Source organism: Alsobacter sp. (assembly GCF_059501845.1).
Genome location: NZ_JCACDK010000011.1, coordinates 462,790 through 475,436 on the forward strand (window position 1 = coordinate 462,790; position 12,647 = coordinate 475,436).

Annotated in this window: 12 protein-coding genes; 5 read left to right on the plus strand and 7 right to left on the minus strand. The window is 67.5% G+C overall.

Features of this window, described 5'->3' with window-relative positions; genetic code table 11:
- Positions 1-456 precede the first annotated feature (456 nt).
- On the plus strand, positions 457-777 hold the full coding sequence (locus AC5JCN_RS09675) for an ATPase inhibitor subunit zeta (protein WP_495754819.1): 321 nt from the start codon (positions 457-459) through the stop codon (positions 775-777).
- A gap of 39 nt (positions 778-816) precedes the next feature.
- On the opposite strand, the gene AC5JCN_RS09680 is transcribed toward AC5JCN_RS09675, so the two are convergent.
- From AC5JCN_RS09680 to AC5JCN_RS09705, 6 genes are all read right to left on the minus strand, one after another.
- Complete coding sequence (locus tag AC5JCN_RS09680; protein ID WP_495754820.1) at positions 817-2,052, minus strand: HlyD family secretion protein; 1,236 nt, start codon at positions 2,050-2,052, stop codon at positions 817-819.
- A 3-nt stretch (positions 2,053-2,055) separates the two neighbouring features.
- Positions 2,056-2,460 carry a hypothetical protein gene (locus tag AC5JCN_RS09685; RefSeq protein ID WP_495754821.1) on the minus strand — a complete coding sequence of 135 codons (405 nt, stop codon included), beginning with the start codon at positions 2,458-2,460 and terminating at the stop codon, positions 2,056-2,058.
- Between the two features lie 14 nt (positions 2,461-2,474).
- Positions 2,475-3,266 (minus strand): polyphosphate kinase 2, encoded by a 792-nt coding sequence (gene ppk2, locus AC5JCN_RS09690; RefSeq protein ID WP_495754822.1) that lies wholly within the window; start codon positions 3,264-3,266, stop codon positions 2,475-2,477.
- A 34-nt stretch (positions 3,267-3,300) separates the two neighbouring features.
- On the minus strand, positions 3,301-3,801 hold the full coding sequence (locus AC5JCN_RS09695) for a hypothetical protein (protein WP_495754823.1): 501 nt from the start codon (positions 3,799-3,801) through the stop codon (positions 3,301-3,303).
- 28 nt (positions 3,802-3,829) lie between these two features.
- Entirely contained in the window at positions 3,830-5,035 is a 1,206-nt protein-coding gene (locus AC5JCN_RS09700; RefSeq protein WP_495754824.1) for an acetate/propionate family kinase, read from the minus strand.
- 253 nt (positions 5,036-5,288) lie between these two features.
- Positions 5,289-5,969, minus strand: a complete 681-nt coding sequence (locus AC5JCN_RS09705) for a hypothetical protein (RefSeq protein ID WP_495754825.1) — start codon at positions 5,967-5,969, stop codon at positions 5,289-5,291.
- A gap of 338 nt (positions 5,970-6,307) precedes the next feature.
- On the opposite strand from AC5JCN_RS09705, the gene AC5JCN_RS09710 reads away from it, so the two are divergent.
- From AC5JCN_RS09710 to AC5JCN_RS09725, 4 genes are all read left to right on the plus strand, one after another.
- Complete coding sequence (locus tag AC5JCN_RS09710; protein WP_495754826.1) at positions 6,308-6,751, plus strand: cysteine rich repeat-containing protein; 444 nt, start codon at positions 6,308-6,310, stop codon at positions 6,749-6,751.
- Positions 6,752-7,076: 325 nt separating this feature from the next.
- Positions 7,077-8,885, plus strand: a complete 1,809-nt coding sequence (locus AC5JCN_RS09715) for an adenylate cyclase (protein WP_495754827.1) — start codon at positions 7,077-7,079, stop codon at positions 8,883-8,885.
- Positions 8,886-8,958: 73 nt separating this feature from the next.
- Positions 8,959-10,650, plus strand: a complete 1,692-nt coding sequence (locus tag AC5JCN_RS09720) for a SulP family inorganic anion transporter (RefSeq protein ID WP_495754828.1) — start codon at positions 8,959-8,961, stop codon at positions 10,648-10,650.
- Positions 10,647-11,075: a potassium channel family protein gene (locus AC5JCN_RS09725; RefSeq protein WP_495754829.1), complete on the plus strand. Its 429-nt coding sequence runs from the start codon at positions 10,647-10,649 to the stop codon at positions 11,073-11,075. Before AC5JCN_RS09720 ends, AC5JCN_RS09725 begins: the two co-directional genes overlap by 4 nt.
- Positions 11,076-11,151: 76 nt before the next feature.
- Here AC5JCN_RS09725 and AC5JCN_RS09730 read toward each other — a convergent pair whose 3' ends face one another.
- Entirely contained in the window at positions 11,152-12,585 is a 1,434-nt protein-coding gene (locus AC5JCN_RS09730) for a DUF1254 domain-containing protein (protein ID WP_495754830.1), read from the minus strand.
- Positions 12,586-12,647: the final 62 nt, after the last annotated feature.

The following is a 12,647-nucleotide window of genomic DNA, read 5'->3' on the forward strand; positions in this document are numbered from 1 at the left end:
CCCGCTCTTTGTGCCGCAAGCGCGTCTGGAGACGCGGTCCAACCCTCCCACCTCGTCATTCCCGGCCGGAGCGCCGAAGGCGCGCAGGGGAAGGGAACCCAGGGGCCGTGGGGCACTTCACGCCAGAAAGCCTCTGGATCCCCTTCCCGGCCCTGCGGGCCGCCGGGGATGACAAGGGCGGTGGCGGTCCCTCGGAGCGCGGGTCTTCAGACCCGCTCTTTGCCCGCAAGCGCGTCTCGAGAAGCGCGGTCCAATCCTCCCCCTCGTCATTCCCGGCCGGATCCGCCGTCCGCCGGGGATGACAGGGGCGGCAAAGCGCATTGGCGCGATTACAGATGCCGGACGGTGTGGCAGGATGGCGGGGGTTGCCATGGGCAGGGATCGGGGTGCCGCACTGGCGAGGGCCGCGGCAAGATTCGATCGCCGCATGGCACGTCGTCGATCTGGAGGCACGTCATGGCCGGCTTGGACGAGGCGGGGCGCACGATCCTTCGCAACAGGCTGCTCGGCAGATGGGCCGCCGGGAAGCTCGGCCTCTCGGGAACCGAGGCAGAGGACTACTCCAAGGCGTTCGCGGCGGCGGCAACCGACCCCGCCGGCAGCGACGTCTTCGGCAGGATCCGCTCGGACTTTGACGCGGCTGGCATCGCGGTGACGGACGACCAGATCCTCGGCGCCCTGACCGAGCTGACCATCAAGGCAGGCGGCAGTCCGGCCGGGACCGGCGGCCTCGCCGACGGCGCGGCTTTCGCGTTGAAGCGCAACCTGACCGGCTGAGCGCCCGCGCAAGGTGCGCGCGCCTGTCCTTGGCAGGCATCAATGACCACCGCTGAAGACCAGCGTCTGGATGGGCAGAAGCAGAGCCTGGACGCGCAGCAGCATGGCGTGCACCAGCCCCACGGCATCGGCGGCGTGCAGGACGATGCCGCGCATCGTGCCTGTCCTGGGATCCACGATCTCGTCGTGATTGCTGGAATAGGCATTGGCCACGCAGCTGCTGCCCGGCGTCACGCCATCGAGCCCGCCGTCGTACAGCGGCTCCATGAAGACGAGGATCGTCCCGGGCTTGTTGAACTGCTGCAGGTCCACCAGCTGCTCGCCGCCGCGGAACTGGCCGGCGGCGATATAGTCCTGCACGTTCGTCACCACCATGGGGATGATGACCCAGGGCTTGGAGACGCACGTCGCCTCCGCCACCATGCCCGGGCGCATCACCTGCGCCTCGATCTGGCCGAAGCCCGCAACGAGGGACTTTCGCCCGGAGTTCTCGGGAATCAGCACACCGGCCGGCCGCGCGAACGGATTGACGATGTCCCCGACCCGAAGGGCGAACTGCTCCACGCGGCCGGAGACGCCGGCGCGGATCACGGTCTTGTCGAGATCGACTTTGGCCTGCGCCAGCGCCGCCTCGGCGCTCGCCTTCTGCGCCGGCAGCAGGGTGGTCAGCCTGGCCCGCGCGGCATCGCGAGCCGCATTGGCCGCGTCGAGAGCCCCCGTGCGACCATCCACGGCCACCTGAAGCCGTTCCAGCTCGCGCTTGGTCACCACGTCCGCGTTGCGGCGTGAGAGTTCCTGCTTCGTTGCAAGCTCGTCCTGCGCTTGCTGCAGCGCAGCCTGGGCCTGCTGGATCTGGCCCTCCGCGGCGGCGATGTCGGACTCCGCCACGGTCATCGAGGCGTCCACCTCGGCGATGCGCTTGCTGGCGCTGTCCGCCGCGGCTTCCTGCTCCCGGCTGTCGAGCCGGAAGAGAGGCTGGCCCTGCTTCACGGTGTCGGAAAGCCCGACGAAGATCTCCGCCACCCTGCCGTTGCGCTCGGGCACGATCGGCACCGTGCGGAACAGGGCCGTCACGTTCGACGTGGCGGGATGGAAGTAGAAGATCGTGGTGATCAGCGCCACCGCCAGCATTAGGCAGGTGACGATGCCCCAGCGCAGCTCGAACCACACCGAATAGAGCGTGATCTCCTTGCCGATCCGTTTGCCCTGGCCGTAGCGCCGGTAGAGATAGTCCGGCACCAGCGTCACGAGCGAGCACAGCATCAATTCCAGCATCACTCAATGCCCCGCGTGTACGTGATCGGGCTTGGACTGCTCGGCGGCGTCGGCCTCCGAATCCCCCTGCCCCGGCTCGATTCCGGCGATCTTCTCGAGCGAGCCCGCCATGCGCCCGAGCGGTCCGCCGAAGTCGGGCAGGTCGATCAACGCGAGCAGAAGCCCGGCCACCCAGAAGATGTGCTCGTGGGTGAACAGCGCGATCAGGCCGAGAACCGCCACGATCTCGAACTGCAGCTTCTGGCCCTTGTGCGCCAGCCTCTCCGGCAGCGTGTGCAGGCGCAGGAAGATCGTTCCGACGCCGAGCACTGCGACGAGGAGGACGATTGCCATGACGACCATCAGGACGTCCGTCCCCTCGGGCGCGGTGACGAAGACAGGGAGAGTGTGCGGAGCGGCGGGGTGCATGGGGGACGCCTCCGCTAATGCCGTTCAGGAACCCAGTTGCGGGCGAACGCCGGCTCCTCGTAGCCATGCGCCTTCTGCCGCTTGGGCAGCTTCACGGCCTCCCGCTCGACCTCCTTGTAGGGGATGCGCCCGAGCAGGTGGGTGATGATGTTCAGCCGCCCGCGCTTCTTATCGTCCGTTCTCACGGCAAACCACGGAGCCCAGCTGGTGTCGGTCGCGGCGAACATCTCGTCCCGGGCACGCGAATAATCGAACCAGCGCCGGTAGGATTCCAGGTCCATGGGCGACAGCTTCCAGATCTTCCGCTTGTCCTTGATCCGGGCTTCCATGCGCTTTTGCTGTTCCTCCGGCCCGACCTCGAGCCAGTACTTGATCAGCAGGACACCGGACTCCACCATGGCCTTCTCGACCGCCGGCGTGGTCTCCAGGAATTTCCTGGCCTGCTCCTCGGTGCAGAACCCCATCACCCGGTCGACGCCGGCGCGGTTGTACCAGGACCGATCGAAGATCACGATCTCCCCGGCCGCCGGGAGGTGCGGGAGGTAGCGCTGGATGAACATCTGCGACTTCTCGCGCTCCGTCGGCGCGGGCAGTGCGATGACGCGGAACGTGCGTGCGCTGACCCGTTCCGTGATGGCCTTGATGGTGCCGCCCTTGCCGGCACCGTCCCGGCCCTCGAAGACGATGCAGACCTTGGCGCCGGTCGCCTTGGCCCATTCCTGCAGCTTGACGAGCTCGACATGAAGCGCACGCAGCTCCTTCTCGTAAGCCTTGCGGCTCATCGACTTCGGCATGGTCTCCAGCATGGCTCCCTCCCCGGGGATCTGTCGTCGCGCAGTCTCAGGCCTTGGCCGATTTCCAGTTCAGGAACAGGCCCACGTCGCCCGGCAGGCCGCCGGGCCATTCGATGATCATCGAGCTCAGCCCGTAGCCCTGCGGCCGGAGGTGTTCGCGCCAGAACTCATAGGCCTGGCGCGGGCGCCCGGTGAGGGTGTCCGGCCAGCCCTCTTCGGCATTGTTGATGGCGCGCCCCTTGTCCGTGCAGAGCTGGTTGGGGAAGCGCATCACCATCATCTCGGTCTCGCCGCGCAGCGCGGCGGTGCGGATGCTGGAGGTGAGGCGCTTGATCAGGGCCGACACGAACTCCGGGGTCAGCTTGACCGGTTCGGCGAGGCTCTTCATGAGTTCGGCCCTGGCCTTTTCGGCCCTGTCCATCGCCTGCAGTTCCTGCGAGACGTTGGCCATGGACATCTCGGTCATGTAGGCGCGGAGATCCGCGGCGGCCATGAAGCCTTCGTCCCCGAGGGTTGCCGCGTTTGTGGGCGTTGCTTGCGACGACATGCTGGTGCTCCTGGGCGATATGTCGGGTTCAGGCGGACAGGACTGGCGGGCGCGGCGATTGCATGACGGCCAGCGTGTGCTCGGCGATCATCCGCTCCTCGTCGGTGCGCAGGACATAGGCGCGAACGGGGCTCTCCTGCGTCGAGATCAGAGGGCCGCCGGACACGTTGGCAGCGCGGTCGAGCTCGATGCCAAGCCAGTCGAGATCCTGCAGGACGGCTTCGCGAAGCCGCGCCGAGTTCTCCCCGATCCCGGCGGTGAAGACGATCGCGTCGAGGCCGCCGAGCTGAACGGCGAGGCCGCCGAGCTCATGGCGGATGCGCGCGACGAAATAGGCGATTGCATCCCTGGCGCGCGGGTCTTCCGACCGTTCGAGATCCCGCATGTCGCTGGATACGCCAGAAAGGCCCTTCAGGCCGGACTGCTTGTAGAGCAGCTCGGTGAGGTCGCCGGCGCTCATGCCACGCTCCGTCATCAGATAGAGCAGCACGCCGGGGTCGAGCTGGCCGCAGCGCGTGCCCATCGGCAGCCCGTCCAGCGCGGTGAAGCCCATCGTCGATGCCAGGGAAACGCCGTTGCGGACAGCACACATCGAGGCCCCGTTTCCGAGATGGGCGATGACGACGTTGCCGCGCGCATCGGCAGGGGCCACCTCGCGCAGCTGCCTCACCACGAACTCGTAGGACAGGCCGTGGAAGCCGTAGCGCCGCACGCCCTCGTCATACAAGGATCGCGGGATTGCAAAGGCGTCGGACACGAAAGGGTGTCCGCGGTGGAAGGCGGTGTCGAAGCAGGCGACCTGGGAAGCCGACGGGAACGCCTCCCGCGCGGCCTCGATCCCGGCGAGGTTGTGCGGCTGGTGCAGGGGCGCAAGCCGCTCCAGCCGCCGCAGCGAGACCAGCACCGTGTCGTCGACGATGACGGGCGAGGCATACTGGATCCCGCCATGGACGACGCGGTGGCCGATCGCCTTCAGCCTTGATTGCGGGTAGGCGTCGAACATCCAGCGCAGCAGGGCCCGGACGGCCTCGGCATGGGTGACGGCGCTGGTCAGCGCGCGGTCGTGGACGAGGTCGCCCCCGGCGGTCCTTTGGCGGGCCTTCAACCGCGGCGTCGTCGTGAGCGCCTCGACCTGGCCGGCGGCGAGAGCACCCGCCGGCAGATCCCCCGCATCGAAGACGGAGAACTTCAGCGAGGACGAGCCTGCGTTGAGTGTCAGGATCAGGGAGTCCATTGCCCTCTCCCGTTCAGCCGCCGAGCGCCGCGCCCTCGCGCCGCCGGTCAGCCCCTTGTCCAGCATGTTGCCGCCATCGAGGTCGGACGCAGGGAGGCTGTCGCGCCGACCTTCAGGTCCTGCCAGGTCGTGGTGCGGATCGGATCCATGTTGCGGCTCTCCCTGCGCGGTCAGAGGACATCCGGGGTGAGCGGCCTTGGGAAGGTTCGACGAGGTATGAAACGGTAAACTGCCTGGGGGATCCGGGCGGGCTTCACGGCCGCGGCTCGACAGCCGGGCCGGTTGTGGCCCCGCCGCGGCGGTAGGAATCGACGAGGATGCAGATGCTGACGGCCAGCACCCATCCCGGAAAGAGGATCAGGATCCAGGGAAGTGTCTGCGTCACGAACAGCAGCAGGAGGCCGCATCCATACCCGGCCAGCGCGGTCCAGCGCGCGGTCACGCCCGTGCGGTAGATCAGGGTCGAGGCGGTGAACGTGAAGACCGCCGCCATCTTCACCGCGTAGACGCTGGTGATCATGTAGGCCAGCGACCGGGCGAACACGAACGTCTCCGATCCCGCGAAGCGGGAGGGCTCGGCCGCGTGCGTCGCCAGGATCGCACCGGTGATCGACGCGGAGACGAACAGCATTCCGACGAAGAGCAGGCCGCTGCCGAGGAACACGGTCGAGAACAGCCGGTCCTCGGCCGGGCCGAGCCGGTCCCTGAGCACGCCGACGAACCACAGGAACGAGACGCCCGCGAACGGGATGAGGTTGATGGCCAGCCGCACGCGCCAGGCATCCTCGACGAGCCAGGCTCCCGGGTCGGTCGGCCGCACCTGAACGGTCTGGAGGATCAGGGCCAGCGCGGTCAGCAGGAGCACGGCGAAGAGCACGCCGGCAATGCCTGCGGCTTTCGGGCTCTTCAGTCCGCTGCGCGTCACATCGACCATCAGCGTCCAGTCATCCGGCCCGCGCGTTCATCGCGCTTCGCGATCATGGGCGAAATCGACCGCAATCGGCCACGACTGTTCCCTCGGCTACGGTAACTTACGTGTTCGCACTCCTGCGCAGCCCGTCCCGCGCATAGCCTGCTCCATGAGCCCGGCAGGGGTGGGAGACGCCCTTGCTTTCGCGGCTTGCGGGACGGTCCAGCGTGCAGAGCGCTGCGGGTCCGGGGACGGCCGAGCCGGCCCGTCCGTCCGCAGGCTCGATCCGGGCGGCATCTGGAGTGCCGCCGGGGTTTCCCGAGGCAAACCGCGCGCAGTGCGCAAACTCAGGAGAAGACGCCATGACCATGAAGCTGATCGCGGCCTTGTCGGCAGGAGCCCTTCTGGCGCTGGCAAGCGGGCCAGCCTCCGCACAGGGAAAGCTCGAGGCGCGGATCCAGCAGGGCGTGGAGAAGGTCCGCTCTGCCTGCGGCGATGACGTCGCCAAGTATTGCGGGCAGGTCACGCCGGGCGGCGGCAACATCATCCTGTGCATGCAGGCACACGAGGACAAGCTGAGCCCGAAATGCGACTACGCGCTGTTCGAGGCCTCCCGGAACCTGCACCGTGCGCTGGACCGCCTGGAGATGGCCGCCGACGCCTGCTCTGCCGATGCCGAGAAGCATTGCTCCAACGTCGAGCCGGGCGGCGGCGGAATCCTGAGGTGCCTCGCCGCCAACGAATCGCAGCTCGGCAAGGCATGCCGGCGCGTGATGGAAAAGGTGCAGGCAGCGGCATCGAAATAGGCTCTGCCGGGCGAGGCATCGCGTGGCAACCCGGGCCGGCCGCCTTGTCCGGCCGGCCCGTCCCTCATGCTGGGAAAACGTGGAGGGGCTTAATGCGGGCCAGACACTCAACGGCATGTTGCTCACGCCCCTCGCATCCTGCCGCGTGAGGGCCGCGAAACACGCGCCACCGGGGTCCACCATGATATTTGCGAAGGCAAACGCCCTGAATACATGGACCCTGTGTTGACCTGTCTGGACGCGATTTAATTTTGCTCAACGTGCAAAAATTCTATTGACCTGACGCATTGACGACGTTGACGCCTGCAACTTTACTGCGGTCATCATGAGCGTCATTGATTGGTTCGAAACCGCGTCGATCCGTCTGTCCCGGCCTGAACCCGCGGCCCAGCCGGAGGCCCGGGATGAAGCCGCGGAGCCTTGCGAAGGCGCGATCTGGGCCCAGATCGAGCGCATCTGCAGCGGCCCGGAGTTCGCTCCGTCGGCACGCCTGACACGGTTCCTCCGCTTCATCACGGAGGAGACGCTCGCAGGGCGGGGGGACCGGCTCAAGGCCTATACCATCGCCCTCGGCGTCTTCGAGCGGCGCGAAAGCTTCGACTCGCAGGCCGACCCGATCGTGCGGATCGAGGCGGGGCGACTCCGGCGGATGCTCGAGCACTACTATCTGACGCAGGGAAGGGACGACCCGGTCCAGGTGACTGTGCCGAAGGGCGGCTATACTCCTCACTTCACCTGGCGCGCTCCCGAGGCCAGCGCACCTTCCACGGCCGCAAGCGTGCCCGTCACGAGCGCGGTCCCGCGCCCGAGAGCCAAGCGCCTCGGCGCGGCCTTCGTTGCCGGCGCGCTGGTTCTCGCGGCGACGGGGGGATGGGTGGCCCGGTGGCTGACAAGCCCGCCGGCAGAGGTCGCGGTCCCCACGGTCGTCGTGTTGCCGTTCTCGGCCGATGCGAAGGACAGCGCGAGCCAGGCGCTGGCCTCCGGCGTGTCCGACGAGCTCATCGACCGGCTCGCCGCTTTCGGCGAGTTGCGGGTGATGGGCCGCGAGACATCCCGCTGGGCGCAGCGCGAGTTCGACCTCGATCGCCTGCGGTCGCAGTTTGGCGTCCGCTACCTCGTGGAAGGCAGCGTCCGGCTGAACGGCGACCGCATCAGCGTCGTGGCGAGGCTGGTGGACACGAAGTCCGGTGCGGTGATCTGGCTCGACCATTTCGACGACAGGCCCGTTTCGGACGCGTCAAATCTCCAGATCGAGGTCGCCCAGACGCTGGCGAGCAAGATCGGCCAGCCCTACGGCATCATCTTCCGCCACGACACCGGGCAGTTCGCCGGGCGGGGAACGCTGGACTGGGCCGGTTATCGCTGCACGCTCCAGTACTACAACTACCGGATCGAACTCTCGCGGGAGAGCCACGCCGCTGCCCGTGACTGCCTCGAGCAGCTGGTGTCGCGCATCCCGACCTTCGCCACGGGCTGGGGGATGCTGTCCATGATCTATCTGGACGAGGACCGGGGCGGTTATCCCTCCGGGCCGGGGCAGAAGGGACTGCAGGGAGCCCTCGATGCCGGCCGCAAGGCTGTCGCCGCCGATCCCGACGACGTCCGCGCGCTCCAGGCCCTGTCGCTGGCCCTTTATTTCGCCGGCCGGCCTGACGAGGGGCTAGCGGCGGGGGAGAAGGCTCTCGCGATCAATCCGAACGATCCAGAACTGCTGAGCGAACTCGGGGCGCGCATAGCCCAGGCCGGAGATCCCGCGCGCGGCAGGGATTTGCTGATGAAGGCCATGACGCTCAATCCGGGGAATTCCGGGTACTACATGGGTAATCTGGCCCTGATTTCCTTCACCGAGGGCCGGACAGAGCAGGCCGTGAACGAGATCGAGGCCTCGAACCTGTCGCGGTACTCCGGCTACCACATCGTCGCGGCTCTCGTGTACGCGCAAGCCGGAAGGCTTGACGACGCGCGTCGCGAGGGAGAGGTCGTGATGCGGACCCGCCCCGGCTTCGCTTCCCATTTCGATGCGGAAATGAGGAAGCGGAACTTCGCGCCTGCGGCCGTGGAGCGTATCCGGAACGCGCTCACCCTGGCGGGAGTGCCCGTTCCTACCGCCAGAGCCTCGATGCTGGAGCCCTAGCCGCATCGGTCACTCCTGGGTCGCTGAAGGCGCCGTTTCAGCCAGAGTCACGGGTTCGCCGCGGAGAATGCAGATGGGTCGCGTTGGCCGGTACGATCTCATCGCCGGGCTGACGGCCGCCGCGGTCGTGTTGCCCAAGGCGATGGCCTACGCCACGGTCGCCGGTCTTCCCGTGCAGGTCGGGCTCTACACGGCCTTCGTGCCCGGCGTGATCTACGGCCTTCTCGGCACGTCTCGCGTGCTGAGCGTCAGCTCGACGACAACCCTCGCCATCCTGACCGGGACGCAGCTCGGCAGCGTCGTGCCGGACGGAGATCCCGTGCGCCTCGCGGTCGCGACCGCGACCCTGACCGTCCTCGTAGGCGCCGCGCTTCTCATCGCCCGCGTCCTGCGGCTCGGGTTTCTCGCCAACTTCATCTCCTCTCCCGTCCTGACCGGCTTCAAGGCGGGCATTGGTCTCGTCATCCTGCTCGACCAGGCCCCCAAGCTTTTCGGCATCCACATCGAAAAGCATTCTTTCTTGGCGGATGCCCTGTCGATCGTGCGGGAACTGCCGCACCTCTCGATGCCCACGATCGTGGTGGGCGGGGCCACGATCGCCGCGCTGGTTCTGCTCGAGAAAATGCGGCCACACTCGCCCGCACCGCTCGTCATCGTGGCGATCGTCATCGCGGCGACGTGGCTCTTGAACCTCCAGGACCATGGCGTTGCCGTCGTCGGCCACATTCCACGCGACCTGCCCTCGCTCGTCATTCCGGATCCGGACCTGATCCAGGCGCTCATCCCGGGCGCGCTGGGGCTGGCCTTGATGAGCTTCACCGAGACGATCGCCGCCGGGCGGGCCTTTGCCGGGGCAGGCGAACCGCCGATCAAGCCAGGCCGGGAACTGGTGGCGACCGGGCTGGCGAACGTCGCCGGAGGATTGTTCGGCGCCATGCCGGCGGGCGGGGGCACGTCGCAGACCGGGGTCGTGCGCGCGGCTGGCGGCCGAACGCAGGTCGCAGGTCTCGTCACCGCCGCGGCGGCTCTCGCCACCATGCTGCTTCTCGCGCCGGTGCTGGGGCTGCTCCCGTCCGCCGCGCTCGCGGCGATTGTCATGGTCTACTCGGCCCCGCTGATCAGGCCGGACGAGTTCGCCGCCATCCTGCGGGTGCGGCGGATGGAGTTCTACTGGGCGGTGGCGGCGGCACTGGGCGTTCTCGTCTTCGGCACGCTGCAGGGGATCGTGGTCGCCATCGTCATGTCGCTGGTCGGCCTCGCCGCGCAGACCGCCCAGCCGCGCATCTCACTCCTGCGGCGGCTGCCGGGATCCGACACGCTGCGGCCGCAAGGACCGGGAAGCGAGGGCGACGAAGCGATCGAGGGCCTGCTCCTGGTCAGGCCGGAGGGACGGCTCTTCTTCATCAACGCCCAGAACGTCGCCGACCGCGTGCAGGACCTTCTGGGCCAGCACAAGCCCAAAGTGCTCGTGCTCGACCTCAGCCGCGTCCCCGACGTGGAATACTCGGCCCTCCTCGGTCTTGCCGACGGTGAACGGCTGGCCAGGGACATGGGCGCGGAGTTCTGGCTGGCGGGCCTGAACCCTGGCGTCGAGGAGGTCGTGCGGCGGGCGGGACTGGCCGAGAAGCTGGGACCGGACCGCCTGTTCATCGACGCGCGTGCGGCGGTTGCCCAGTACGAGCGGACACGGCTCCTAGTGCGTGCAGAGCCCGACGCGTCTCGGGCGGGAATGGAGATCACGCCGTCGACCGAGAGACGCGAATGATCCGCCAGATCCTCGTCGCCGGCGGCGCCACTTGCGTCACCGTGGTCCTGCATTCGCTGTTCATGTCCACGGTGATCGCCCTGTCGCGGCAGCAGGCTGCGAGAAAAGACCCCGGGCCCCTGTTCCTTCCCCGCGTCATGGTCGTGACGGTGCTCGCCCTCATGCTCGTCCACGTGATCGAGGTGGCGTTCTGGGCCTTGGTCTATTGGCTCGTCGGTGCCGCGCCTCCCGGCTCCGACCTGCTCTACTTCGCCTTCGTGAACTACGCCACGCTGGGCTACGGCGACATCACTCCCGTCCCCGAGTGGCGCTGGCTCGGCCCGCTCACGGCCATGAACGGGATCCTCCTCTTCGGCTGGTCCACAGCCGTCATCTTCGAGGTGCTGCGGCGGACACTGCTGCGGATGGAGGAGATACCGGGGTAGTGGATAGCAGCCGATGTTGCTGGCCGCGGCTCGAGGGCGCGAGTTCGCCCACTGCTTCCAACGTTAATCCCGCGGTTCAGACGCGCTTGATCCCGGGTGGCTGCCAGGTGCCCTGCCCCGGCGGCAGGATCGACGGCGGGGTCTCCTTCGGCCAGTAGAGGCGCATGACGAGGTAGATCGGGCCGTCCGGCGCGGGCAGCCAGTTGGCTTCCTTGTCCGCCCCCGGCGACGTCTTGGAAATGTAGATGGTCAGCGAACCGTCGGCGCCGAGCTTCATCCCGGGCAGCATCGGCGAGTTGATCAGGTACCGGTTGATGGGGTTCTTCACCAGCAGCTGAGTCTTCCCGTCATACATGGTCACGGACCAGAATGCGTTGACCGGCGGCTGCTGCCCCGGCGCGAAGGTCAGTGTGTAGCTGGCCTTGGAGCCGTCGAGCGGCTGGCCGTCGGAATCGGTCTTGGCCAACGGATACATGGCTTCGACGGCATCGTTGCCGAGGATGCCGCCCTGCGCGGCAGCCGCCCTCAGCAGCCAGTCGCCGTGGAAGAAGGCCTCGTCGCCGAACGCTGATCCGACGCGCCAGTGATTGATGTTGGCGCCGAAGTTATCGAGCGCGTCGGTAATCTTCTTCTGGCCCTCCTTCATGCCGAGCAGGATCTCGGCCTTGTCCTCGAGGGACAGGGACTTGAAGTCGAAGGTCTTGCCCGGTCCCACGCCGATGCGTGCGAGCTGTCCGCGGATCCAGCCATCGACCGGAATTTCGGGGATCAGCGAGAGGACGAAATCGAGGTACTCGAAGAAGTCCGTCTTCACGAGGTCCTTTTCGAACTTCGGGAACGCGAGCTCCGGGGCAGGAGCCGGCGCCGGCGTGCCGAGGAAGGCGGACAGCGTCTGCAGCCTGTAGCCGGCCTGGACCTTTTTGACGTTCTCGATGTCGGCGGCGTCGAAGAGCTGCGTGCGGAAGCCCGCCAGCGCCAGCTCGGAGGTGGAGCGGAAGACCTTGCCGATGCCGGGCGGCGTGGCGCCTTCCCAGTCCGGCCCGACCACCATGTAGCTGCCCGGCCCGCTGCCGGTGGCCCGGCTGCCGACATAGCCGAAATTGTACGTGTTCATGTCGCACAGCATCAGCGAGTAGTAACGCTTGGGGTCGACAGCCCGCACGGTGAACACGACCGGCTCCGCGCGCAGATCCAGTGATCCGAACGAGTAGGGCGTGTCGCTGTTGGGCGTGATGACGGCGGTGTCGTCGGGCGTGAACACCCGCGCTTCGTTGTAGAGCACGTTGAACGGGGCCTTGAACTGCCCTGAATTCCTGTCGACGGCGTACTCGTACATGATGGCGTAGAACATCACGAGCGGCAGGCCATAGATGAAGCCTGCCTCGGCGATGTGCTTGGCCTTGAAGAAGCCGGGCCGGCTGGAGAGGCCAGCAGTGGCGGAGGCGGCAAGGACCGGGCTCATCAAGGCGCCGGCGGCCGCTGTGAGCAGAAGGTCACGCTTCGTGATCATGTCGTCCTCCGCGGGCCAACGCTGAGGCCCCGGCTAGCATAATGCAGCTTGAGCTTGAGTTG

What these genes read in the sequence shown, in the direction of transcription:
- AC5JCN_RS09675 (WP_495754819.1), top strand. Translation starts at nt 457, where the DNA reads ATGGCCGGCTTGGACGAGGCGGGGCGCACGATCCTTCGCAACAGGCTG.
- AC5JCN_RS09680 (WP_495754820.1), bottom strand. Translation starts at nt 2,052, where the DNA reads ATGCTGGAATTGATGCTGTGCTCGCTCGTGACGCTGGTGCCGGACTAT.
- AC5JCN_RS09685 (WP_495754821.1), bottom strand. Translation starts at nt 2,460, where the DNA reads ATGCACCCCGCCGCTCCGCACACTCTCCCTGTCTTCGTCACCGCGCCC.
- ppk2 (WP_495754822.1), bottom strand. Translation starts at nt 3,266, where the DNA reads ATGCTGGAGACCATGCCGAAGTCGATGAGCCGCAAGGCTTACGAGAAG.
- AC5JCN_RS09695 (WP_495754823.1), bottom strand. Translation starts at nt 3,801, where the DNA reads ATGTCGTCGCAAGCAACGCCCACAAACGCGGCAACCCTCGGGGACGAA.
- AC5JCN_RS09700 (WP_495754824.1), bottom strand. Translation starts at nt 5,035, where the DNA reads ATGGACTCCCTGATCCTGACACTCAACGCAGGCTCGTCCTCGCTGAAG.
- AC5JCN_RS09705 (WP_495754825.1), bottom strand. Translation starts at nt 5,969, where the DNA reads ATGGTCGATGTGACGCGCAGCGGACTGAAGAGCCCGAAAGCCGCAGGC.
- AC5JCN_RS09710 (WP_495754826.1), top strand. Translation starts at nt 6,308, where the DNA reads ATGACCATGAAGCTGATCGCGGCCTTGTCGGCAGGAGCCCTTCTGGCG.
- AC5JCN_RS09715 (WP_495754827.1), top strand. Translation starts at nt 7,077, where the DNA reads ATGAGCGTCATTGATTGGTTCGAAACCGCGTCGATCCGTCTGTCCCGG.
- AC5JCN_RS09720 (WP_495754828.1), top strand. Translation starts at nt 8,959, where the DNA reads ATGGGTCGCGTTGGCCGGTACGATCTCATCGCCGGGCTGACGGCCGCC.
- AC5JCN_RS09725 (WP_495754829.1), top strand. Translation starts at nt 10,647, where the DNA reads ATGATCCGCCAGATCCTCGTCGCCGGCGGCGCCACTTGCGTCACCGTG.
- AC5JCN_RS09730 (WP_495754830.1), bottom strand. Translation starts at nt 12,585, where the DNA reads ATGATCACGAAGCGTGACCTTCTGCTCACAGCGGCCGCCGGCGCCTTG.